The following is a 22251-nucleotide window of genomic DNA, read 5'->3' as shown; positions in this document are numbered from 1 at the left end:
GCGCAATCTGCCGCCTCATTCGCGCCGCCATCCTCATCGGCTCACCCAAAACACCAATCGCCGCCTGAAATCACCAAAAACAAAACCCCGCCGAATTTCGACGGGGTTTGTCAGCAGTCTGAGGCCGGGGGCAACCCCGGCCTTTTTCATGGGAACGCGGATGGGAACAAGTCCTGTCAATATGCTGGACGCGGCAGCCGGATTGGGGCCGGGTTGGGCATCCAGAATATTGGCCGATATGCCGGCAGCCCGGATCAAGCTGTTTCAGGTTGATCCGGCGGGACTGGCGGAAGAGGTGCACCCAACCTATCCCGAGGCACTGTTGATGCTGGCGGGCGCCATCCGGCTGCGCCTGGGTGAACAGGTGCTGCCGCTTCGGGCCGGTGATTTCCAACTGATCCCGGCCGGTGTGCCCCATGCGATAGAGCCGGGGGGAAGCGGGGCGTTTCTGCTGGTGGACCCGGAATAGGGCGGTGCCCTACCCACACGCCTCCACCCATTTCCGGATTTGCTCCATCGCCGGATGCCCACAGCCGAATCGCGCCTCCTCCGCCTGCAGGATGGCGTGGAAGGCGCGCAGTTTATGGGCGTTGATGCGGGCTTCCGTCAGGCTCAGCCCGCCGGCATCCACCAGCAGGTCGATGCAGCGTTCCGCGGCGTGCAGCCGGCCCAGCACATAATCCAGCGCCCGGTCCTGCCGGCTGAAAAAACCGCCAAAGGCATTCATCCGGGCGCTGCGCAGTTCCACCGGTGCCCCGCCCCGGCGCAGCAGCCGGGCATCGGGCGGGCCGATCCGGTCCACCTTGATGGCGTGGAATTCATCCAGCTCCACCCAGCCGCTGGTGGAAAAGGTCAGCACATCCCAGAAGGCGAAGCCCAGATAGGCCTCAAACACCCGCGCGCGGGCACTGGGCCCCAGATAATTCAGCCCCATCAGGGCGAAAATCTCATCCACCTCCACTGACTGGGCCTCCAGGTTCCAGACGGCGGCCAGCCGTTCCAGCGCCTGATCCAGCGCTGCCGGCCCCGGCGGGCGATTGCCATCGCCGCGCAGCAGGTGGTTCAGCGCCGACCGTTCCCCGGCATTCAGCATGTCCAGACCAATGGCATGGGGTAGGCGTTCCAGGGCGCTGTAGAGCCCGGCCTTCATCTCATCCAGATCACTGTGACGGGTATCGGTGAACTCCCCCTCCCCCACCACGGCATAGAGGCCGTTCAGTTCCCGGATCAGGAAGCGCAGGCGGCGGTCGCGGAAGGCGACATCGAAATCGCGCAGGAAGCGCACCCAGGGTGGGGCGCTGTCGGCCGGGCCGGTTTCCACCTCCGGCGGGGTGTCGATCCGGTCGGGCAGCACGCCGCGCGCCTTGGCCCATTCATGCAGGGCCGCCTGCATGGTGGCCCGGCCCACCGCATCGCCCCGGCCCAGACAGGGGGCCAGCACCCGCGCCAGCCCTTCCAGCGCCCCTTCGATCTTCAGCCGCAGATAGGCTTCATAGGCAAAACCGGCCTGCGATGCGGCGGCGCGGCTGGCTGCATCGCGCCAATGCCGCACCTGTTCGATGCTGGGCGCATCGGGCAACGGGCCGCCCACCACGCGGGCCACCTGTTCCGTCACGCGCGGGCGGGCGGCATCCAGCAGGCCGCGCAGCCGTTCCACCCGCGCATTGCGCCCGGCAATGGCCAGCAACTCATCCCGCACCGGTTCATTGCGGGGAATATCCGACAAGGCCCCCCGGATGGTGCGGAAGAATCCCGGCGGTTCCGGCTTGGCCGCGCCATTGGGAACCGCCGGCTTGGGGTCGATATAGACCATGCGCCGGTCAACCTCCCGATAGGCCGGGCGGCCGGCAATGGCCGCCAGGGCGGCGGCGAAGGGCTTGTTGTTCAGCACCGACCCGTCGATGAAACTCGCCTGTTCCGGGTCAGCGCCATGGCGGCGATACTCGGCGAAATTCCGCTCAAAAAACCGGGCGCGGCCGTCCCAGGTCTCCGCCCTTTCATGCAGCAGATGATCCATCTGGCGGATCTGCGCCGGGGGGAAGGCGCCGGGATAGCTGGCGGACGCGCGGGCGGCAAACACCAGCCCCGGCACATCGCCATCGGTGAAGTCGCTTTCGACATCGCCAGCCCCGCCGCGCCGGTAACGGAAGCTGAACCGATGGCGATGCTCCCGCTCGGCAATTTCCGGCGGGTCATGGGCGGGGATGCGGGTGGTATAGCCGTGGAAATCGGTGGCGGTGATATAAAGCGAAAGCGGCAGGCCGCGCGGCATCAGGCTGGCATCGGGCCTGGCCCCGCTCTTGCCCATGGCGCGGGCAGCATCCAGCAGGAATTCCATCAGCCGCTTGCCGTCGAACGGCGGGGAGAACCAGCGCGAGCGCACGAAGAAGGACAGCTTGTCCCGCGTTTCCTCGTCCGGGGCCATGTTGGTGAAACGGCGGAACCAGAGCCAGAGCAAGGGCCGCATGAACCATTTGCTCCAGCGCCCGGCCTTGTGGTCGGGCGTCAGCAAGGCGGTGACATCGGCATTTTCCAGCCACAGCCGGGTCAACGGTTCCAGGTCCAGATCATGGGCGATGGCGCGGGCCAGCAGCACGGCATTGATGCCCCCCGCACTGGCCCCCGCGGCCACATCCACCAGCACCCGCAAGGAAAGGTCCGGCAGCAGATCGGCCAGCAGGCCGCGATACACCACCTCTGTATCCTGCGGCGCCTGCACGGGGCCATGGGGCGGGGCGTGCAGCCCATGGCTGGCGCGCACCAGCTTCCACAGCTCCTTGGTCACGCCATGCATGTAAACGGCCAGACTGACCCCGCCATAGCAGACGAGCGCGATGCGCAGCTCCTTCTCCTTCAACGGCTTACCCTCCCGGCGGTTTATTGCCGCCAGTGTGGGGCCGGCAAGGGGGCGGGGTCAACGCGCGCCGTCACAGGGGGACGAGGTCGTGCATTCGGCGATTATTTGCAGGCGCTCACACGCGGCGTTGCCACCAGCGTGGATGGCGGCGGGCATGGAAGCAGGCAAACACCTCCACGACATCACCTTGGATGCGGAAGAAGAGGCCATAGGGAAAGCGATGAAACCCCGCCCGGCGGACTGCGCCGCGCACGGTCGGGAAAAGGCGAGGGTGCTCCGACAGGCGCAGGGCAAGGGCGCGAAACTCCCCCATAAACCGTTTGCCCAAATCCGGTTGCTGATCGTCGTACCAGTCGAGGGCCTCGGCAAGCTCGGCTTTGGCAGCGGGCGTCAGCTCAACCCGCATTGCGATAGCGGGCCGTCAATTCTTCATAAACCGCGAAAGCGTCCTGACCCTGTTTGATATCCTGATCCAGCGTTGCAAGGCGGCGGTCGATCTCGGCGGCCTGCGCTTCGGTCAGGGGAATATCCTCCGGATCAATGCTGGCCAGAAGTTCGTCAGCCAAAGCGATTTTTTCAGCCGCTGTCATGTGGCTGAAGTCAAATGTTGGCATCGGTGCCACTCCTGCTCTCATCGCGCTGCGGGGTCAGCGCGGTCCGCTTCTCATGGATCAGCTTATGGTGCGCCGAACAAGCCGTTTCAAGCTATCACGCCCCCGGCGTGGCGCAATAATCCGCCAGCGTATAGGCCGCCTTCACCTCGTATTTCGCCCCCGGCTTCAGGATGAATTCGCTGGCGCCATAGCGTTCAAACCCGCCGCCCTGTTTGGGCTTCCAGTCGAAGGTGTAGCCAAGCCGGGTCCAGGGGGCGCCGCCTTCCTTCAGGTTCTGGCGCATATTGCCGGAAAACCAGTCCCAATAGGATTGGCGCTCCCCGCAGGCCGTATCCCCCGCCGTACAGGTGGGGCGGGTCACCGTGCTGGCATCATCCAGGGTGCAGGTGCTGGCGGTCACATCGGTCAGCGGGCAGGGCCGGGCCAGTTGCGCCGGGTCGATCCACATTTCCACCACCTGGGCATAGGGCACCGCCGGGTTCAGGCCCAGCCATTGCACCACCCGCTGGGTCTTGGCCGCCGCGTCGCCCGCCGCCGCCTGACAGAAGCCGCGCAGTTGCGGCACCGCCGTCACCCAGATCTGGCCCCAGCCGCTGGGGCCACCGGTGGGCTTGCCCTCGTAATATTTCTGATAGGAACTGGTGGACATGGTGGAGGCAACCAGCACCTGCCGCCCCGCCGCCCCCTCGCGCCACACCAGATCGGGATTATCCGCCGCGATGCGCAGCAAGCCCGGCCCGATCACCCCCGGCCCCGTCACCGCCACAGCCTGCAGCGACGCCGTATAGAGATCGGCCGGCGAAACAGCGGTGGCCGCCGTGGCCGATGCCTTCACACCCGTTGCCGGTTGCCCGGCACAACCGGCCAGCAGCACCGCCAGAAAAGCGACAATAAAAGACCCGCGCATGGAACATCCCCCCGCTGAACGATGACGCGGGATGGGATTATCGACCTTTAATTCGGCAACTCAACCAAAAATACGCGGAATGCGGGCAATTCGCTTATTTCCCCAGCAACTCTGCATAGACAGACAGGGTGGCGTGGCACATGCCAGCCTTGGTGAAGTTTTCCCGCACATGGCGCATCCCGTCCATGCCCACGGCCTGACGCTGCAGCGGGTCCAGGTCCAGGGCGGCGCGGATGGCCTTGGCCATGGCCTCCGGATCGTTGGGCGGCACCACCAGCCCGGTGGTGCCATCGATCACGGTTTCCTTCACCGCCCCCAGATTGGTGACGATCACCGGGCGGCCCATGGCCTGCGCCTCGGCGATGATGCGGCCAAACGCTTCAGGCTCGGTCGAGGCGCTCACCACCACGTCGGACAGCATATAGGCCGCCGCCATGTCGTTGCAGTGGCCGGCGATGGTGACATGGCCACCCAGGTTCAGCCGGCGGATCTGTTCCTCCAACTCCTGCCGGTATTCGGTGCGGCCCTGATCATCCCCCACCAGCACGGCGCGCACATCCGACCGGCCCAGACGGGCGATGGCATCGATCAGCAGGGTCTGGCCCTTCCAGCGGGTCAGCCGGCCGGGCAGCAGCACGATGCGCTGATCTTCCGGCAGGCGCCATTGCTGGATCAACTGCGCCATGCGGGCCTGCGTCACCTTTTCCGGCGACATGATATCCACATCGACGCCGCGATGGATCAACCGCAGCCGGTCCGGCCCCACGCCGTAATTCTGCGCCACATGATCATAGACAAAGCCGGAAACGGCGATGATGCGATCGCCCTGCGCCATCACCGAATTGTACCAGCGCTTCAGCCGTGACTTGAAATTATAGGGCGCGTGGAAGGTGGTAACGAAGGGAATGCCGGTGCGCCGCGCCGCCCACATTGCACTCCAGGCCGGGGCGCGGGAGCGGGCATGGATCAGGTCCACCCGATATTCGCGGATGATCGCCGCCAGCCTGGCGGCATTGCGCCGCATGGTGAAGGGGTTCTTGGATTGCACCGGCAGGGTGATGTGCCGGGCGCCATAGCGTTCCAGTTCCCGCGACATCGGCCCGCCAGCCGAGACGACAATGGCTGTGCCGCCGGCCCGCTGCACGGCGGCGGCAATATCGATGCACCCCCGCTCTGCCCCGCCGGTCACCAGGGTGGGGATCACCTGCAGGATGGTGGGCCGCCCGTTGCCGAACAGCGGGTACGGGTCCACGGGCGGGTTTACCGCAACATCATCGCTGGCTAGGGTACCGGCGCTATCGGAAATCGACATGGGATGCGACTGATGGGTGACGAAGGGCCGATACATAGCCTGGAAACGGCCGATACCACCATAGCCTATCGGCGCACGGCAGGGCGGAATCCGGGGCTGGTCTTCCTGGGCGGTTTCCGATCGGACATGACGGGCATCAAGGCAACCGCGCTGGAAGCCTGGGCCAAGGAAACGGGCCGTGCCTTTGTCCGATTCGATTATCAGGGCCATGGGGCCAGCGGCGGGGAATGGGAACAGGGCAGCATCGGCCAATGGTGCGATGATGCGCTGGCCGTGCTGGACCGGCTGACAGAGGGGCCGCAGATCCTGGTCGGGTCCAGCATGGGCGGCTGGATCGCCCTGCTGGTGGCACTGGCACGGCCGCACCGGGTGGCGGGCCTGCTGGGCATTGCCCCCGCCCCGGATTTCACGGAACGGATGATCCGTTCCCGGCTGGGGCCGGACCAGTTGGTGGCCCTGGAACACGACGGACGCTTCATCGCGCCATCGGCCTATGATCCCGCCGGATATCCCATCACCCGCCACCTGCTGGAAGAGGCAAGGGCCCATCTGCTGCTGCCGGGGCCGATCCCCATCACCTGTCCGGTGCGACTGCTGCATGGCCAGCGCGACCCGGATATTCCCTGGCAAACCAGCCTGGAACTGGCCGACGCGCTGGCGGGCGAGGATGTGCGGGTGGTGCTGGTGAAGGATGGCGACCACCGCCTGTCCCGCGACGCGGATATCGCCTTGATGCTGCGGCTGGCGGGGGAGCTGGCGGAGAAGACCAAGGGTCATGGAACATGACCCTTGGAGGCCAGCGACCGCTGGCCCGTACCCGCGTAAGCCCAAGCTGCCGGAGGCAGCGCCCGACGCTTGAGAGTCCGTCTGAAAAGTTTTCCTTCTTTCTCAACATGTTAATGTTTTAATCCCGTCACCCCGGCGAAGGCCGGGGTCCAGTTCGTAGAGCAAAGCGCCTGTGATTCTGGACCCCGGCCGCAGCATGGGTGACGGGAGCGTTTAAAGATAAGACGTGTAAGACGTTGAGATAATGTGAAACTTTCCGGACGGGCACCTGAGGGAACATGTAAACCCCAGTGGGATAAGGTTCCACCGGATGGCGGAAACGGCCATTTCGTGCTACCCATTCTGCATGGTCAGCCCCCTCGCCGCCCCCGCCCGCAGGATGAAGCCATCCGCCGTTCCGCGCGGCCGGGCGGGGATCAATCTGCTCTGTGTTACCTTGTTCTGTGGCCTGTGGCTGCTGATCGGCTGGCAGATTCGTCTGTCCTATGCCGATGCCATCGCCTCTGCTGAACGCGATACCAGCAACCTGACCCGCGCCTTTGCCCAGCATGTCAACCGCACGCTGAGCCAGGTGCAGCAATTGCTGATGGAGGTGGCCGACCGGGTGGCCGCCGACCAGCCGCTGCATCTGGACCAGATGCGCCGCCGGGTGCCGGGGATGGACAGCGTGTCGAAGTTCCTGGGTGTGCTGGATGGCACCGGCCGGGTGCTGGATAGCACCCGCACCGCCGTGCTGGGTATGGATTTCGCCGATAGCGACTATTTCCAGCGCGCCATGGCACCCGGCACCCGCCCCATCGGCTTCGGCAAGCCCATTGTCGGGCTCTCTCCCTTGATGTCGTCCATCCCCTTCTGGGTGCGGGTGGAAGGGCGGGAGGGTACCGTGCGGGCGGTGGTGGTAGGCGACGTGCTGTCGGAATATTTCTCCGGCCTGTTCAACCAGATGGATCTGGATTTGGGCGGCGTGGCCACGCTGCTGGATATGGATGGCACCATCTATGCCCGTGGCAGCGAAAACCGCAGCGCCGTGGGCGCCACCTTTCCCGGGGCGACCATTGTGCGGGCCGCGCGGGAAAAACCGCGCGGGGTGGTACATGGTCGCAGCGCGGTGGATGGCACGTGGCGCATCACCAGCTATGAAAGGCTGGAAGGCACCAATCTGGTGGTCGCCGTCGGTTATGAGATGCAGTCGGCCCTGCGCGGTTACCGGACGGCGCGCAACCAGATGCTGGCCCAGGGGCTGATCGGCAGCCTGTTGCTGTTGCTGCTGGCCCTGCTGATCAACCGCTATATCCTGCGGCTGGAGGAGAGCGAGGCAACAGCCCGCGCCGCACGGGCGGAAGCCGAACATGCCAGTGCGGTGAAATCCCAGTTCCTGGCCGTGGCCAGCCACGAGTTGCGCACCCCGCTGAACGCCATCATCGGCTTTGCCGAGGTGATGGCGTCGGGCCTGCATGGCCCGCTGGGCCATCCACGCTATGCCGAATATGCCGATGATATCCATAAAAGCGGGCTGAACCTGCTGGCCCTGATCAATGACACGCTGGATCTGGCCAAGATCGAGGCCGGTCGGATGGAACTCCATCCCGAACCAGTGGATGTGCGGGCGCTCAGCCTGGAATGTGTGCGCATGTTGCGCGCCCTGGCGAAAGAACGCGGGGTGGAATTGGGGGCCAGTGTGGAACAGCCGGTCCCCGCCCTGGTGGCCGACACGCTGAAACTGCGCCAGATTCTGCTGAACCTGCTGACCAATGCGGTGAAGAACACCGATGCTGGCGGTGCTGTGCGCCTGTCCGCCCTGGCGGACGGCCCCGACCATGTGCTGTTCCGCGTGGCCGATACCGGCTGCGGCATGACGGCGGAGGAAGTGGCCCTGGCACTGGAACCGTTCCGCCAGGTGCATTCGCATCTGAGCCGGGACCGGCAGGGCACCGGGCTGGGCCTGCCGGTGGCACAGGCCATGGTGGCGCTGCACCGGGGCAGCCTGTCCATCGACAGCCAGCCCGGCCACGGCACCCTGGTCACCGTGCGCCTGCCCACCCGCCCGGAAATGATCGGTGAGGGAATTTAGGGCGACAGTGCCGTTCCCGCCCTCCCTCACATCTCCAGATCAACAATCACCGGTACATGGTCGCTGGGCTTGGGTTCCCAGCCGCGCGCGTCGCGCAGGATGGTCTGCCCCTTCAGCTTCGGTGCCAACGGCGGCGTCACCCAGACATGATCCAGCCGGCGGCCCTTGTCCGACGCGTTCCAGTCCGCCGCGCGATAGGACCACCAGCTATAGAGCTTGCGGTCGGGCGGCACGAAATGGCGCACCGCGTCTACCCAGTTCAGGCTGTTCTGCAGGGCGGTCAGCTTCTCCACCTCAATCGGGGTGTGGGAAACCACATCCAGCAACTGCTTGTGCGACCAGACATCATGTTCCAGGGGCGCGATATTCAGATCGCCGACCAGGATCATCGGCTGATCCGGGGTCCGGTTGGCCAGGAACCATTCCTGCATTTCCGCCAGGAACTGAAGCTTGTGGGCGAATTTGTCATTCACCGCCGGATCGGGGATATCCCCGCCGGCGGGGATATAGAGGTTATGGATCTCCACCCCGTTTTCCAGCGTGGCCAGCACGTGGCGGCAATCCTCCTTCCCGCAGGAATGGCGGATATCGCGGGAGGAAAAGGGCAGGCGCGACAGGATGGCCACGCCATTATAGCTTTTCATGCCATGGATATGGATATGCTCGTACCCGCGATCCTTGAAGGCATTGCGGGGAAAGGCATCGTCCACCACCTTGGTTTCCTGCAGGCACAGGACATCGGGGGCCTGTTCGTCCAGCAGCTTCATCACCAGATCGATGCGCAGGCGGACGGAATTGATGTTCCAGGTGGCGATACGCACGGGGGCAGCCCTCTACCGATGTTCGGGAAAAGTTCCCGCAAGGCTTACCCGTGGCACCCGCCGCTGTCCACCGGCTATTGCACCGTGGCATTGGCGGGGATGGCGCCCTTGTCCTGTACCACCAGTTTGCGACCGATCAGCCAGTCGATGGCCTGATTATAATGGCGGCGGGTTTCGGCGCGGTCGCCGCGCGCCATCAGCCGGTGATCGGCCCCCACCAGCCGCCAGATGGTGACATCATGCCCCCCTGCCACCAGCAGGGCATAAGACGCCTCCATCGCCAGCATGGAGGCGTCCTTGTCCCGCGTACCGCCGACCAGCAACAGGCTGGCATCGCTTTTCAACAGCTCCAGCCCCGGCGGTCGGCGCAGGAAGGAACGCCATTGCCGCAGGCTGGAACCCCAGAGGATTTCATCATCCCGACCCTTGCCATTCATGATGGCGCGCAGCCGGTCGGACATCTTGCCCGCCTCTTCCTCCCGCACCCCGGTCCAGCCGCCGCCGATATAGGCAAAGCTGGTCATCTCGAACAGGATATCCAGGCCGCCGCCGGCGATGATGGCGGCCCTGCCAATGTCAGGGTCGGCCCCCACCAGATAGGCCGCCATATCCGCCCCTTCCGAATGGCCGAACAGCATGATCGGGGCGGCATCGGGCGGCAGCGTGCGGCGCACATCGGTCAGCACAGCCGACAGCGCCGCCTGCCAGCTGTCGGCCGAGAAATCGGCGATGAAGGCGGGGCTGCACTCATCCCCGCGGTCGGCATCCTCATCATTACTGAACGGCTTTTCCACCAGCACCGCGTTGATATCCTGCCGGTCCAGAATGATGGCGGCGGCATTGGTGCGCGGTTCCAGGCTGCCATCATCCTGCCGCTCAAACCAGCTGTCGCAGCCAGAGCCCTGGATGAACAGGATGGTTGGCTTGTCCGCGCCATGATCGGCCACGAAATAGCTGACCTGCCGCTTGCCCTGCTTTACCGAGTGGGCGGTCAGCCAGGGCATGTCGGCGATCAGCGGCGCCTGTGCCGCCGCCGGCAGGGTGGATATCAGCGATGCCAGCAGCACCGCGCCAAGAAGCCAGCCCCGCCGAGCCTGTCCCATTGCCACCGCCTTTTCGTCTTCGGCACCGCACAAAAATTCGTTCAGGAAATTTTCACCAGATTATCGCTGGGGAATCCAGCCCCCTTGTGCCCCTGGGATAAATTATCCGCCCGCGCTTGACCGGCACCGGGGTGCGGGCATACACGGGTTGCAGGAATGTTGGATGCGCGGCGGCGACTGCAAGGGTATTTTTCCATCCAACAATCCAGCACTTTTGAAATCTTGTTACCCAGAGGATAACCCCCGTGCCTCAGCTCCGCTCCCGCAAAAGCACCCATGGCCGCAATATGGCCGGCGCCCGTGGCCTGTGGCGCGCCACCGGCGTGAAGGATGAGGATTTCGGCAAGCCGATCATCGCCATTGCCAATTCCTTCACCCAGTTCGTGCCGGGCCATGTGCATCTGAAGGATCTGGGCCAGCTGGTGGCCGGCGAGGTGGAAGCCGCGGGCGGTATCGCCAAGGAATTCAACACCATCGCCGTGGATGACGGCATCGCCATGGGCCATGACGGGATGCTTTATTCCCTGCCCTCGCGTGAAGTGATCGCCGATGCGGTGGAATATATGGTGAATGCCCATTGCGCCGACGCGCTGGTGTGCATTTCCAACTGCGACAAGATCACGCCCGGCATGTTGATGGCGGCGCTGCGCCTGAACATCCCCACCATCTTCGTGTCCGGCGGCCCGATGGAGGCTGGCAAGGCGACGGTGAAGGGCAAGGAAATCGCCATCGACCTGATCGACGCCATGGTGGCGGCGGCCGATGACAAGTACAGCGACGAGGATGTGAAGGTCATCGAACGGTCGGCCTGCCCGACCTGCGGTTCCTGCTCTGGCATGTTCACCGCCAATTCGATGAACTGCCTGACCGAGGCGCTGGGGCTGGCCCTGCCCGGCAACGGCACCGTTCTGGCCACCCATGCCGACCGCCGCGCCCTGTTCGTGCAGGCCGGTCACACCATCGTCGATCTGGCGCGGCGCTATTATTTCCAGGACGATGAGGGCGTGCTGCCGCGCAACATCGCCACGTTTGAGGCGTTTGAGAACGCGATTGCGCTGGATATCGCCATGGGCGGTTCCACCAACACCGTGCTGCACCTGCTGGCCGCCGCCCACGAGGGCGAGGTGAATTTCACCATGGCCGATATCGACCGGATGTCGCGCCGCGTGCCCAATATCTGCAAGGTGGCCCCCGCCGTGGCCGATGTGCATATCGAGGATGTGCACCGCGCCGGCGGCATCATGTCCATCCTGGGTGAGTTGGCCCGCGCCGGCCTGCTGCACACCGATGCCAAGCGCGTGGATGCCCCGACGCTGGCCGATGCCCTGGCCCGTTGGGACATTGCCGTCAGCAACGACCCGGATGTGCAGACGCTGTTCAAGGCCGCCCCCGGCGGCGTGCGCACCACGGTCGCCTTCTCCCAAGCCAGCCGGTATCACGAACTGGACACCGACCGGGCCAAGGGCGTGATCCGTTCGGTCGATAACGCCTTCTCGAAGGATGGCGGTCTGGCGGTGCTGTTCGGCAATCTGGCCGAAGAGGGCTGCATCGTGAAGACGGCGGGTGTGGACCCGTCGGCGCTGACCTTCAGTGGCCCGGCCCGCGTGTTTGAAAGCCAGGATGCCGCCGTTTCCGCCATTCTGGGCAACCGCATCCAAGCCGGCGATGTGGTGCTGATCCGTTATGAAGGGCCGAAGGGCGGGCCCGGGATGCAGGAAATGCTCTACCCGACCAGCTATCTGAAGTCCAAGGGGCTGGGCAAGGTCTGCGCGCTGATCACCGATGGCCGCTTCTCCGGCGGCACGTCGGGCCTGTCCATCGGCCATGCCAGCCCGGAAGCCGCCGAGGGCGGCACCATCGGTCTGGTGGAGGAAGGCGATCTGATCCTGATCGACATCCCCAACCGCCGCATCCATCTGGATGTGACCGACGCCGAACTGGACCGCCGCCGCGCCGCCATGGATGCCAAGGGCCTGGACGGCTGGAAGCCCACCGCCCCGCGCGAACGCTATGTTTCCCAGGCGTTGCAGGCCTATGCCGCGCTGACCACGTCGGCGGCCAAGGGGGCGGTGCGGGATGTGAGCCAGCTGTATCGGCGGAAGTAAGAAATACCATGGGGCGCGGCAGATAACCGCCGCGCCCCCGTTTTCGTCAGTTACATCGCCAGGGATGGATATGAAAGTCCGAAGCGCCGTCAGCGCCGGCTAATCACTCATCCGTATTCAGCCGTTCCCGCAGCTGCTTGCCGGTCTTGAAGAAGGGGATGACCTTTTCATCCACATCCACGCTTTCACCGGTGCGCGGGTTGCGGCCGGTGCGGGCGTCGCGCTTCTTCACCGAGAAGGCGCCGAACCCGCGCAGTTCCACTCTGTCGCCCCGGGCCAGCGCCTCGGTAATCTCGTCAAAGATGGTGGTGACAATCTTTTCAACATCGCGCTGGTACAAGTGCGGGTTGCGTTCCGCCAGACGTTGGATCAGTTCCGACTTGGTCATACCTGTCAATCCCCCCTGGGATGTGGTGGCCTGTTCTAAACGGGTAGCGGGCCGGTGCGCCCGCTGCCATCAACGGCAGGCCGGACACGCTTGGCCACCTTTGCATCAATTCGCCCCCAGATTGCCGCAGCCAGCGTGACGGCGCAAGGGTAAGCCGTTCTGCTGTAACGGATTTCACCCTATTGCTTTCGTCGGAGGGGCAGTGTGGCACGCCGGCCATAGCGGGGACGCTCCGCCCCCCTCAATATGCCCGGACGATAGGTTTTGTCCCGGCAAGGCAACATCGTGCGCCGGGCGACTCCGGCAGGGTCGCCCGCCGCACTGACATCAAAGGTTTCAGACCACGCGGTGCGGCGCCTCCAGCCCGGCGACGACGAAATCCACCACCCGCGCCGTCACCGCCGGCAGATTATCCAGGTGACACTGGCCGCCGGACAGGGTTTCCAGCCGTTTCATGTCGGTATAAAGCGAGTGCTGGACCCCCATCACGAAATGCAGCCGCCAGTAAACCTCCTGTTGCGGCAGGTGCGGCAGGGCGCGGGCCAGCGGCAGCACGAAGCGCTGCAGGTGCCCGACATCCTTGTCCAGCATCTCGCGTGCTTCCGGCGGGCCATCGCCGCGGGCAAAGGCGACGAACTGGTTGTACAGCGCCAGCCGGTTGGAGGTGAAGCTGTAGCGGATGGCCGGCGCGATCAGCGCCTCCACAATCTCCCGCAAGGGCGGGGTGCCGCCACCGGCGCGTTCCTCCGCCTCCCGCAGCAGGCGGGCGCGCTCCCGGTTCAGCGCCACGGCCCCCCGCCGGAACACCGCCACCAGCAGCGCATCCTTGGACCCGAAATGGTAATTCACCGCTGCCAGATTGACGCCGGCCGCCGCCGTCAGTTCACGCAGCGAGACGCTGGCATAGCTTTTTTCCGCAAACAGCTTTTCCGCCGCATCCAGAATCACCTCCTTGGTGTCCGGGCGCGCGCTATCCGCCGGGGCCGTGCCCCCTTCCTTCTGCTCGGCTTCCGCCTTCATCCTTTTCGCGTCCCTACCCGTCCGCACAGGGCCGGCCCGGTCACCGGGCAGCCCCGCTGTTGTTGGCCTGTCTCAAACAGGCGTTTTCCAGCTTAGCGTTCCCGCTGATCACTGCAAAGAGCCCAAAAGCTGGGGATAGGCCCCGGTTGACCCTGCGTCAACCACCCCTATCGCCTCGACAGGGAACAGGTTGACGCAAACACTTGTTTGAAACTAGCATACGAACAGCGATGAGGCGCCGGCAAAGGCGCCCACCTGAACGGAGGAAATGCCATGGACCGGCGGGTTGTCCATTACGCCCGACAGGGCGATGTCGGTGTCATCACGGTGGACAGCCCGCCGGTCAATGCGCTCAGCCAGGCCGTGCGCCAGGGCATCGGGCAGGCCTTGGCCGAGGGACTTGCCGATGCGACGGCCAAGGCGCTGGTGATTCTGGGGGCCGGGCGCACCTTCATTGCCGGGGCCGATATTGCGGAATTCCTGGGCAGCGGGCTGGCGGAGCCGGACCTGAACGAGATCAACGCCGCCATCGAATCGTCGCCCAAGCCGGTGATTGCCGCCATCCATGGCACCGCCCTGGGTGGCGGGCTGGAGGTGGCGCTGGCCTGCCATTACCGGGTCGCCACCAGCGAGGCCCAGGTGGGCCTGCCGGAGGTGAAGCTGGGCCTGCTGCCCGGTGCCGGCGGCACCCAGCGCCTGCCCCGGCTGGTGGGTGTGGCCAAGGCGCTGGCCCTGATCACCAGCGGGGATTTCCTGGCGGCAACGCAGGCCCAGGCGCTGGGCCTGCTGGACCATGTGGGCAGCGGCACGCCGCTGGAACTGGCCACCGCCTTTGCCGCCAGCCTGCCCGACACGCCGCCCTTGCCACGCGCCAGCCTGCGCACCGACCGGCTGGGGCCGGGCGATGCTGCCGCCGTGGCGGCCGCCCGGCAGAAGCTGGCCGACAGCACCCCCTGGCTGCACGCGCCGCAGCGCTGTATTGATGCGGTGGAAGCCGCCATCACCCTGCCCTTTAGCGACGGGCTGGCGCGGGAACGCGCCCTGTTCTGGGATTGCATGGCGCATGACCAGTCCAAGGCGCTGATCCATGCCTTCTTCGCCGAACGCGCCGCCGCCAAGGTGGCCGGGCTGGGCGATGCCAAGCCCCGCCCCGTGGCCCAGGTGGGGGTGATCGGCAGCGGCACCATGGGCGGCGGCATCGCCATGTGCTTTGCCAATGCCGGCATTCCGGTGACGCTGCTGGATATGGATAAGGCGGCCCTGGACAGGGGCATCGGTATCATCGCCCGCAACTATGCCGCCACCGTGGCCAAGGGCCGCTTGACCCAGGCGGCCATGGATCAGCGCCTGTCGCTGATCACCCAAACCACCGACTATGCCGACCTGTCCGCCGCCGATCTGGTGGTGGAGGCTGCCTATGAAGATATGGCGGTGAAACAGGCCGTGTTCGCCCGGCTGGGGGATGTCGCCAAGCCGGGGGCCGTGCTGGCCAGCAATACCTCCACCCTGGATATTGATGCCATCGCTGCGGCCAGTGGCCGGCCAGCGGATGTGGTGGGGATGCATTTCTTCAGCCCCGCCAATGTGATGAAACTGCTGGAGGTGGTGCGCGGCCGCGACAGTGCGGCGGACGCCATCCAGACCGCCATGGCCATCGGCCGCAAGATCGGCAAGGTGGCCGTGGCGGTGGGCAATTGCGATGGCTTTGTCGGCAACCGGATGCTGCAATATTATGCCACGGAGGCGCAGCGACTGGTGATCGAAGGGGCCTCGGTCGCGGCGGTCGATCAGGCCGCCCGCCGCTATGGTCTGGCCATGGGGCCCTTTGCCATGGGCGATATGGCCGGGCTGGATGTGATGCAGGCCATCCGTGACCGCCGGGTGGCGGAGGGCAAGATTTACGGCACCGCCCTGTCCGACCTGCTGACCGCCGATGGGCGCAAGGGGCAGAAGAACGGGCGCGGCTGGTATCATTATGAACCTGGCGACCGCACGCCCCGCCCCGACCCCGCCGTGGCTGCCATGGTGGATGCCTATCGCCAGCAGCACGGCATCACCCCCCGCGCCATCGGGGAGGAAGAGATCCAGAAGCGGCTGGTCTATGCCCTGGTGAATGAAGGGGCGCGCATCCTGGAAGAAGGCATGGCGCAGCGGCCGGGCGATATCGATATCGTCTATCTCTACGGTTACGGCTTCCCCGCCTGGCGCGGCGGCCCGATGAAGCAGGCCGAACTGACCGGGTTGGCCAATGTGCTGGCCGATATCAACCGCTTCGCCCAGATGGCCGGCGACGACCCCACCGGCGCCCACTGGTCCCCGGCACCCTTGCTGGTGCGGTTGGTGGCCGAAGGGCGGGAACGGTTTGGCTGAGGGCGCGCACGTCTCCCTTATCGCCTCATCAGACCATCCTCTAGTACCGTCACCCCGGCGCAGGCCGGGGTCCAGCTCGTAAAGCAAAGCGCCCTTTGATTCTGGACCCCGGCCTTCGCCGGGGTGACGGTGGCAGGGCTGATAACAAAAGGCCTTAACAACCGTGGGCCGCTCACAAAAAACCACCCATCCGGCCACCACAGGAGGCCCCCATGACCGGCATTTTCACCCAAAGCCCGCGCACCATCGCCCTTCACGCGGCCCTGAGCCGTTTCATGGACGAGCATGTTTATCCCAACGAGGCGGCGCTTTACGCCCAGGTGGCAGCAGGGGAGACGCGGTGGAAGCCGCTGCCCCTGCTGGAAGAGTTGAAGGATAAGGCCAAGGCCGCCGGCCTGTGGAACCTGTTTCTGCCGGAATCCGACCAGGGGGCCGGGCTGACCAACCTGGAATATGCGCCCTTATGCGAGGTGATGGGCCGCAGCCACTGGGCCCCGGAAATCTTCAATTGCGGCGCGCCCGATACCGGCAATATGGAAGTGCTGGTGCGCTATGGCAGCCCGGCACAGCAGGAACGCTGGCTGAAACCGCTGCTGGCGGGCGAGATCCGTTCCGCCTTTGCGATGACGGAACCGGCGGTTGCCTCCTCGGACGCCACCAACATCGCCACCACCATTCAGCGCGACGGCGATCATTACGTGATCAATGGCCGCAAATGGTGGATCAGCGGGGCCAATGACACGCGCTGCAAGATCATGATCGTCATGGGCAAGACTGACCCGGACAATGCGGACCGGCACCGCCAGCAATCCATGGTCCTGGTGCCGACCGACACGCCGGGCGTCACCGTGAAGCGCCCGGTGCCGGTATTCGGCTATGACGATGCCCCGCATGGCCATGCCGAAGTGCTGTTCGAGAATGTGCGCGTGCCGGTGGAAAATATCCTGCTGGGCGAGGGGCGCGGGTTTGAGATTGCGCAGGGCCGGCTGGGGCCGGGACGCATCCATCATTGTATGCGGCTGATTGGGGCTTCCGAACGGGCATTGGAGCTGACCTGCCAGCGCCTGTCGTCGCGCGTGGCCTTCGGCAAGCCGATCGCCACGCAAGGCGTGTGGCACGAACGGATTGCCGAAGCCCGCATTGCCATCGAACAGGCCCGCCTGCTGACCCTGAAGGCAGCCTATATGATGGATACGGTGGGCAACAAGGTGGCCAAGGCCGAGATCGCCATGATCAAGGTGGTGGCCCCCAACATGGCCTGCAAGGTGATCGACATGGCGATCCAGGCCCATGGCGGCGGCGGCGTATCGGACGATTTCCCCCTGGCCTGGGCCTATGCCAACGCCCGCACCCTGCGCCTGGCCGATGGCCCGGACGAGGTGCACCGGGCGCAACTGGGCAAGCTGGAACTGGCGAAGTACAGGTCCTGATCATCCCTCCAGCCCCTCCCCCGCCGCTGTACGTACGGCGGCGGTCAGGGCCCGTAAGGGGGCAGCCTGCAGGCGGGTGACGGTCCAGTAAAGTTGTACATGCACCGGTCGATGCGGCGGCAATTCCACCAGCCGACCGGCGGCGAGATGCGGGGCGGCCAGCATCAGCGGGTGCATCCCCCAGGCCAGCCCCGCCAAGGTGAAATCCAGAAAGCCTTGGGTGGAGGGCACCCAGTGCGGCGGGGCGGTCAATTCCATGCCATAGGCATCGCGGGCCCAGCGCGCCTGCAGATGGTCCCGCCGGTCGAACCGCATCAGGGGGGCCTGCGCCAGACTGGCGGCACCCACCCCTTGGGCGAAATGGCGCGCCATGAAGGCGGGGCTGGCACAGGCGATATAGCGCAGCCGGCCCAGCGGCAGGGTCTTGCAGCCCTGCACCGGTTCCGGGTCGGCGGTGACGGCGGCCAGCACATCCCCGGCCCGCAGCCGTTCGGCCGTATGCGCCTCGTCATCCAATGTCAAATCCAGCAGGGCGGCATTGTCCCGGGCGAACAGCCCTGCGGCGGCGGGAAACCATGTCGCCAGACTGTCGGCATTCACCGCCAGCCGCAGGGTGGGCGGGCTGGCTCCCCCCTGCCCCTCCGGTTTCAGCAGGGGGGCCAGATCGGCTTCCAGCAGGCGCACCTTGTCCATATGCGCCACCAACGCGCGCCCCAGATCGGTGGGGATGCAGGGCTGGCCGCGCACCACCAGAATGGCGCCCAGCCGTTCCTCCAGCCCGCGCACGCGCTGGGACACGGCGGACGGGGTGATGCCCAGCGCTGTCGCGGCGCGTTCAAAACTGCCTTCATGGATGATGGCGGCCAGGGCGGCCAGGGCCGGATAATCAAGCATGGATGAAGCATGGCTTCATCAGCTTAAGAAGAACAAGTTTTACTGAAGCATCCCGGCGGCGTTACCGGTTGGGACATGACATACAACCTCGCCCCCTTCCTCACCGGTTTCGCCCTCTCCGCTGCCCTGATCATGGCGATCGGCGCACAGAACCTGTTCGTGCTGCGCCAGGGGTTGAGCCGACAGCATGTCGGCCCCATCGTGCTGTTCTGTGGCGCGGCGGATGCGTTGCTGATCACGGCCGGTGTGTCGGGACTGGGGGCCTTCCTGGCCGCCCTGCCACAACTGGCCGACCTGCTGGCCATCGCGGGCGCGGGGTTTCTCGGCTGGTACGGGCTGCGCGCGCTGGGGCGGCTGCGGGCGGGGGAGGCCATGGCGGTGGCCCAGGGCGAGGGGGTGACGCTGCCGCGCGCCCTGGCCGCAACGGCGGCCTTCACCTTGCTGAACCCGCATGTCTATCTGGATACGGTGCTGCTGATGGGCACCGCCGGTTCCGCCCAGCCGGTGGAACTGCGCCCGCTGTTCATTGCCGGGGCGGTGGCAGCCAGCTTCTGCTGGTTTACCGCCCTGGGCTATGGTGCGCGGATGCTGACACCCCTGTTCGCCCGGCCAGCGGCGTGGCGGGTGCTGGACGGGCTGATGGGGCTGACCATGCTGGCGCTGGCGGCGTCGCTGGTCTGGCGGGTGGTGGGGTAAGCGCCCTGCCTACAACCTTACGCCTGCTTTGCGTCGATGATCGACCGGCGGATGGCGCGGGTGCGGGTGAACAGTTCTTCCAGCTTTTCCCCCTCGCCCCAGCGGATGGCGCGCTGCAGGGCGGTCAGGTCTTCGGTGAAGCGCTGGATCACCTCCAGCACGGCTTCCCGGTTGTTCAGGAAGATGTCGCGCCACATCACCGGATCGCTGGCGGCGATGCGGGTGAAATCGCGGAAGCCGGAGGCGGAAAACCGGATCACTTCCGATTTCAGATGTTCTTCCAGATCGGTGGCCGTGCCGACGATGGTATAGGCGATCAGGTGCGGCAGATGGCTGGTGATGGCCAGCACCCGGTCATGGTGGCCGGGTTCCATCAGTTCAATCTGGCTGCCACAGCCGCGCCAGAAGGCGGCCAGCTTTTCCACCGCCGCCGCATCGCTGTCGGGCACCGGGGTCAGGATGCACCAGCGATCCTTGAACAGGCTGGCAAAGCCGGCATCGGGGCCGGAATGTTCGGTGCCGGCCAGCGGGTGCCCGGGCACGAAATGCACACCATCGGGCACATGCGGGCCGATATCGCGCACCACCGACTGTTTCACCGAACCCACATCGGTCAAAATAGTGCCGGGCGCCAGATGCGGGCCGATAATGGCCCCCAGATCAGCAAAGGCCCCAATGGGCGTGGCCAGCACCACCAGATCGGCGGTGGCAACCAGGGCCGGATCGGTGCTGGCCGCCGCCGCAATGCCCAGTTCCATCACCCGGTCGCAGACGGTCTGCGACCGGTCGATACAGACCACATCCTTGGCCAAGCCCGGATATTCCGCCACGCACCGCGCGATCGAGGAACCGATCAGGCCAAAGCCGACAATGGCAACGCGGGTGAAGAGCGGGCTGGTCATGGGAAAACGCCTGATAAGATTGGAGCCATGGTCAGTACCATGGGTGACGGGCAGCCTCAAGCGGAGTGGCCAGCAACGATCCCGGCAACCCACTGGTAAAGCCGGTCGAAGGAAGGTGCACGGCGGGCCTGTTGCAAGGACATCAGTTCAGTGAATTGTCTTTGCAATTCATCATCATAGCCGTAGTTTCGTCCCAACAGTCGTCCCAACTCGCCTTTGGCGTTGCGCTTTGCTTCGGGGTCATTGGGGGCCTGCACATCAGCGGGCAACCCCGCCTGACCGGCCAGCGATTCCAGGGCAGCCAGAAACCAGCTTTCATACTCCTTGTGCGCCAAGGCGACGAACATGGATACATCCGGGCGAATGACGCGGAGTTGTGCCAACAGGCTTGGCCCCAATTCGGCTGGGCACGCCTGTCGCCTATCGCCCGCTTCCTGATCGCAATCCAGCATCAACAGCACATGGCCCCTGCCCTGAATGGCCTTGTTGGCTGCCAGCCCCACATATTTACGCCGCTCCTCCTCCCGATTGAGAAAGGAGCCAGATGCAACACGGATCGGGGGATTGACCTTCACCCAGCCCCCAACCTCCGCCGCGATCCGACGCAGCAGGATTGGTACCGCCTCTACCTCCCCCTTGCCTTCGACGATGGGCACGATGAAGGCCATGGCTCAGATATCCATCGGGCCGAACAGGTCTTCCTGAACCGGGCTTTTTTCGCGGAAAACCTCCGGATCGGGAGCCAATTGATCCTGGCGCAGCAATTCGCCGGGGGTCAGCAGGTGGTCGCGCAGGGTCTGGATAGATGCAGAATCAAGGGGGCCAAGAACGGATGTACCATTCTTGCTTTCCACAGCAATCATCTGATTCGGCACGATGTCGAAACTGTCCAGCAAATCAGGGCTGTGGCAGGTGACAAGGATTTGCCGGTGCCGGGCCCCCTCCTGCAAGGCCGACAACAAGATGCCCACCGCTGCGGGGTGCAGTGCCGTTTCCGGCTCTTCGAGCCCAATCAACCGCGGGCTGACAGCAGCACTTCCGGCCCCATCCTGGAAAGCCGCCAGCAAAATGCCAAGGGCACGCAGCGTGCCATCCGACATTTGCTGAGCCAGAAAGGCCCAGGGGTGTTTCTGGCCCTGCACAATTTGCGAAAACTCAATCGTCTCGTAGCTGCCCAGCGGCTTCACTGTTACCGCCGACACACCGGGCACGATGCGGGAAAGATGGGTACGCACGCTTTCCCGCGTCTCAGCAGAGAACCGATGAAGGACGCTGGCTGCATTGCTGCCATCGTGCCGCATCACACCGCCCAAATCAGGCTTCTGCGGTGCGCGCAGCACCTCCGGGTTGATGTTATAGACATCCATGCGGGAAAGCAGGTCAAACACTGGGCGGAATGCCGGCAAACCAGACGCCGCCACCAAAGCCAGCCGGTCCGGCAGTACAGCCGGAAACGCAGACAGGCTGTTCCCCTTCACCTCTCCGGCAAGTATCTCGAAATAGTCCGGTTCACCAAAATCTTGTGCAGGATAGACCCAACACTCCTCCCGCGCCACCTGGGGGGCCCCGGTCCCGGTCGTACCGACGCTGAAAGCGTAGTAGCCATAGCGACCGTCAGGCAATTGGAACTCAAGACGGATGGCAAAATGGGTCGGGTGGCCACCCGACCTGCGCCGCACCTCTCGAATGCCGCCACGATCCCGCAATGCCTGATCCAGGCTGGTGCGCAGCGCATCAGAAACAAAACGGAAGGCATCCAGGAAATTACTCTTGCCTGCCCCATTACGGCCAACAAGGAACATCAGATCATGCAGATCAATACGGCAATAGGCGATGCTTTTGTAGTTGCGCAACGTGATCCTGCGGATCGAACCGGCGCCCATCGCCCCCCTCCTTGATCAGAAAGCCTCGCTACCTCTATGGCTTATCATTCCGAAGCCAGATCAGCCAGCCCTGTAATCCTCTGCCCAAATAT

At 65.1% G+C, this 22251-nt stretch carries 20 protein-coding genes; 7 read left to right on the top strand and 13 right to left on the bottom strand.

The annotated features are described in order from the left end of the window. The coding region (locus PCJ49_RS20515; protein WP_269912569.1) for a cupin domain-containing protein at positions 1-469 on the top strand (469 nt) is incomplete at its 5' end. A 9-nt stretch (positions 470-478) separates the two neighbouring features. On the opposite strand, the gene PCJ49_RS20510 is transcribed toward PCJ49_RS20515, so the two are convergent. From PCJ49_RS20510 to PCJ49_RS20490, 5 genes are all read right to left on the bottom strand, one after another. After that, the gene (locus tag PCJ49_RS20510; protein WP_269912568.1) at positions 479-2857 is read right to left on the bottom strand and encodes a patatin-like protein; all 2379 of its coding nucleotides are present in this window, start codon (positions 2855-2857) and stop codon (positions 479-481) included. Positions 2858-2972: 115 nt separating this feature from the next. Further along, a complete protein-coding gene (locus tag PCJ49_RS20505; protein WP_269912567.1) occupies positions 2973-3263 on the bottom strand; it encodes a type II toxin-antitoxin system RelE/ParE family toxin in 291 nt (96 codons plus the stop codon). Further along, complete coding sequence (locus PCJ49_RS20500; RefSeq protein ID WP_269912576.1) at positions 3253-3471, bottom strand: addiction module protein; 219 nt, start codon at positions 3469-3471, stop codon at positions 3253-3255. Before PCJ49_RS20500 ends, PCJ49_RS20505 begins: the two co-directional genes overlap by 11 nt. A 94-nt stretch (positions 3472-3565) precedes the next feature. After that, entirely contained in the window at positions 3566-4378 is an 813-nt protein-coding gene (locus PCJ49_RS20495) for a hypothetical protein (protein ID WP_269912566.1), read from the bottom strand. Between the two features lie 94 nt (positions 4379-4472). Beyond that, a complete protein-coding gene (locus PCJ49_RS20490) occupies positions 4473-5690 on the bottom strand; it encodes a glycosyltransferase family 4 protein (protein ID WP_269912565.1) in 1218 nt (405 codons plus the stop codon). A 12-nt stretch (positions 5691-5702) separates the two neighbouring features. Between PCJ49_RS20490 and PCJ49_RS20485 the strand changes: the two genes are divergently transcribed. Both PCJ49_RS20485 and PCJ49_RS20480 read left to right on the top strand, forming a co-directional pair. After that, positions 5703-6476 carry an alpha/beta hydrolase gene (locus PCJ49_RS20485; RefSeq protein ID WP_269912564.1) on the top strand — a complete coding sequence of 258 codons (774 nt, stop codon included), beginning with the start codon at positions 5703-5705 and terminating at the stop codon, positions 6474-6476. 346 nt (positions 6477-6822) lie between these two features. Then, positions 6823-8547, top strand: coding sequence for an ATP-binding protein (locus PCJ49_RS20480; RefSeq protein WP_269912563.1), 1725 nt, complete (start codon positions 6823-6825; stop codon positions 8545-8547). Positions 8548-8573: 26 nt separating this feature from the next. Here the strand turns inward: PCJ49_RS20480 and xth are convergent, their stop codons facing one another. Both xth and PCJ49_RS20470 read right to left on the bottom strand, forming a co-directional pair. Then, positions 8574-9368 (bottom strand): exodeoxyribonuclease III, encoded by a 795-nt coding sequence (gene xth / locus PCJ49_RS20475; protein ID WP_089290571.1) that lies wholly within the window; start codon positions 9366-9368, stop codon positions 8574-8576. A 74-nt stretch (positions 9369-9442) separates the two neighbouring features. After that, positions 9443-10471, bottom strand: coding sequence for a hypothetical protein (locus tag PCJ49_RS20470; protein WP_269912562.1), 1029 nt, complete (start codon positions 10469-10471; stop codon positions 9443-9445). Between the two features lie 245 nt (positions 10472-10716). On the opposite strand from PCJ49_RS20470, the gene ilvD reads away from it, so the two are divergent. Next, positions 10717-12576 (top strand): dihydroxy-acid dehydratase, encoded by a 1860-nt coding sequence (ilvD, locus tag PCJ49_RS20465; RefSeq protein WP_269912561.1) that lies wholly within the window; start codon positions 10717-10719, stop codon positions 12574-12576. Between the two features lie 103 nt (positions 12577-12679). Here the strand turns inward: ilvD and ihfB are convergent, their stop codons facing one another. Next, complete coding sequence (gene ihfB, locus PCJ49_RS20460) at positions 12680-12964, bottom strand: integration host factor subunit beta (RefSeq protein ID WP_089290574.1); 285 nt, start codon at positions 12962-12964, stop codon at positions 12680-12682. A 336-nt stretch (positions 12965-13300) separates the two neighbouring features. Then, the gene (locus tag PCJ49_RS20455) at positions 13301-13984 is read right to left on the bottom strand and encodes a TetR family transcriptional regulator (protein WP_153205019.1); all 684 of its coding nucleotides are present in this window, start codon (positions 13982-13984) and stop codon (positions 13301-13303) included. 273 nt (positions 13985-14257) lie between these two features. Here PCJ49_RS20455 and PCJ49_RS20450 point away from each other — a divergent pair, with 273 nt between their 5' ends. Continuing rightward, positions 14258-16354, top strand: a complete 2097-nt coding sequence (locus PCJ49_RS20450) for a 3-hydroxyacyl-CoA dehydrogenase NAD-binding domain-containing protein (protein ID WP_269912560.1) — start codon at positions 14258-14260, stop codon at positions 16352-16354. A gap of 212 nt (positions 16355-16566) precedes the next feature. After that, positions 16567-17784, top strand: a complete 1218-nt coding sequence (locus tag PCJ49_RS20445) for an acyl-CoA dehydrogenase family protein (RefSeq protein ID WP_269912559.1) — start codon at positions 16567-16569, stop codon at positions 17782-17784. Here the strand turns inward: PCJ49_RS20445 and PCJ49_RS20440 are convergent, their stop codons facing one another. Beyond that, the gene (locus tag PCJ49_RS20440) at positions 17785-18678 is read right to left on the bottom strand and encodes a LysR family transcriptional regulator ArgP (RefSeq protein ID WP_269912558.1); all 894 of its coding nucleotides are present in this window, start codon (positions 18676-18678) and stop codon (positions 17785-17787) included. A 75-nt stretch (positions 18679-18753) separates the two neighbouring features. On the opposite strand from PCJ49_RS20440, the gene PCJ49_RS20435 reads away from it, so the two are divergent. Then, positions 18754-19374 carry a LysE family transporter gene (locus PCJ49_RS20435; protein ID WP_269912557.1) on the top strand — a complete coding sequence of 207 codons (621 nt, stop codon included), beginning with the start codon at positions 18754-18756 and terminating at the stop codon, positions 19372-19374. 17 nt (positions 19375-19391) lie between these two features. Here the strand turns inward: PCJ49_RS20435 and PCJ49_RS20430 are convergent, their stop codons facing one another. Genes PCJ49_RS20430 through PCJ49_RS20420 form a run of 3 tightly spaced genes read right to left on the bottom strand, consistent with a single transcriptional unit; the run spans position 19392 to position 22159 of the window. Beyond that, positions 19392-20276 carry a prephenate/arogenate dehydrogenase family protein gene (locus PCJ49_RS20430; RefSeq protein WP_269912556.1) on the bottom strand — a complete coding sequence of 295 codons (885 nt, stop codon included), beginning with the start codon at positions 20274-20276 and terminating at the stop codon, positions 19392-19394. Between the two features lie 56 nt (positions 20277-20332). Further along, complete coding sequence (locus PCJ49_RS20425; RefSeq protein WP_269912555.1) at positions 20333-20944, bottom strand: DUF4276 family protein; 612 nt, start codon at positions 20942-20944, stop codon at positions 20333-20335. Between the two features lie 3 nt (positions 20945-20947). Further along, positions 20948-22159: an AAA family ATPase gene (locus PCJ49_RS20420; protein ID WP_269912554.1), complete on the bottom strand. Its 1212-nt coding sequence runs from the start codon at positions 22157-22159 to the stop codon at positions 20948-20950. Between the last annotated feature and the right edge of the window lie 92 nt (positions 22160-22251).

Origin of the sequence: Niveispirillum sp. BGYR6 (genome assembly GCF_027568365.1) — a bacterium.
Taxonomy (GTDB): Bacteria; Pseudomonadota; Alphaproteobacteria; order Azospirillales; family Azospirillaceae; genus Niveispirillum.
The sequence above is the reverse complement of the archived record's forward strand: the minus strand, read 5'-3'. Positions and strand labels throughout refer to the sequence as shown.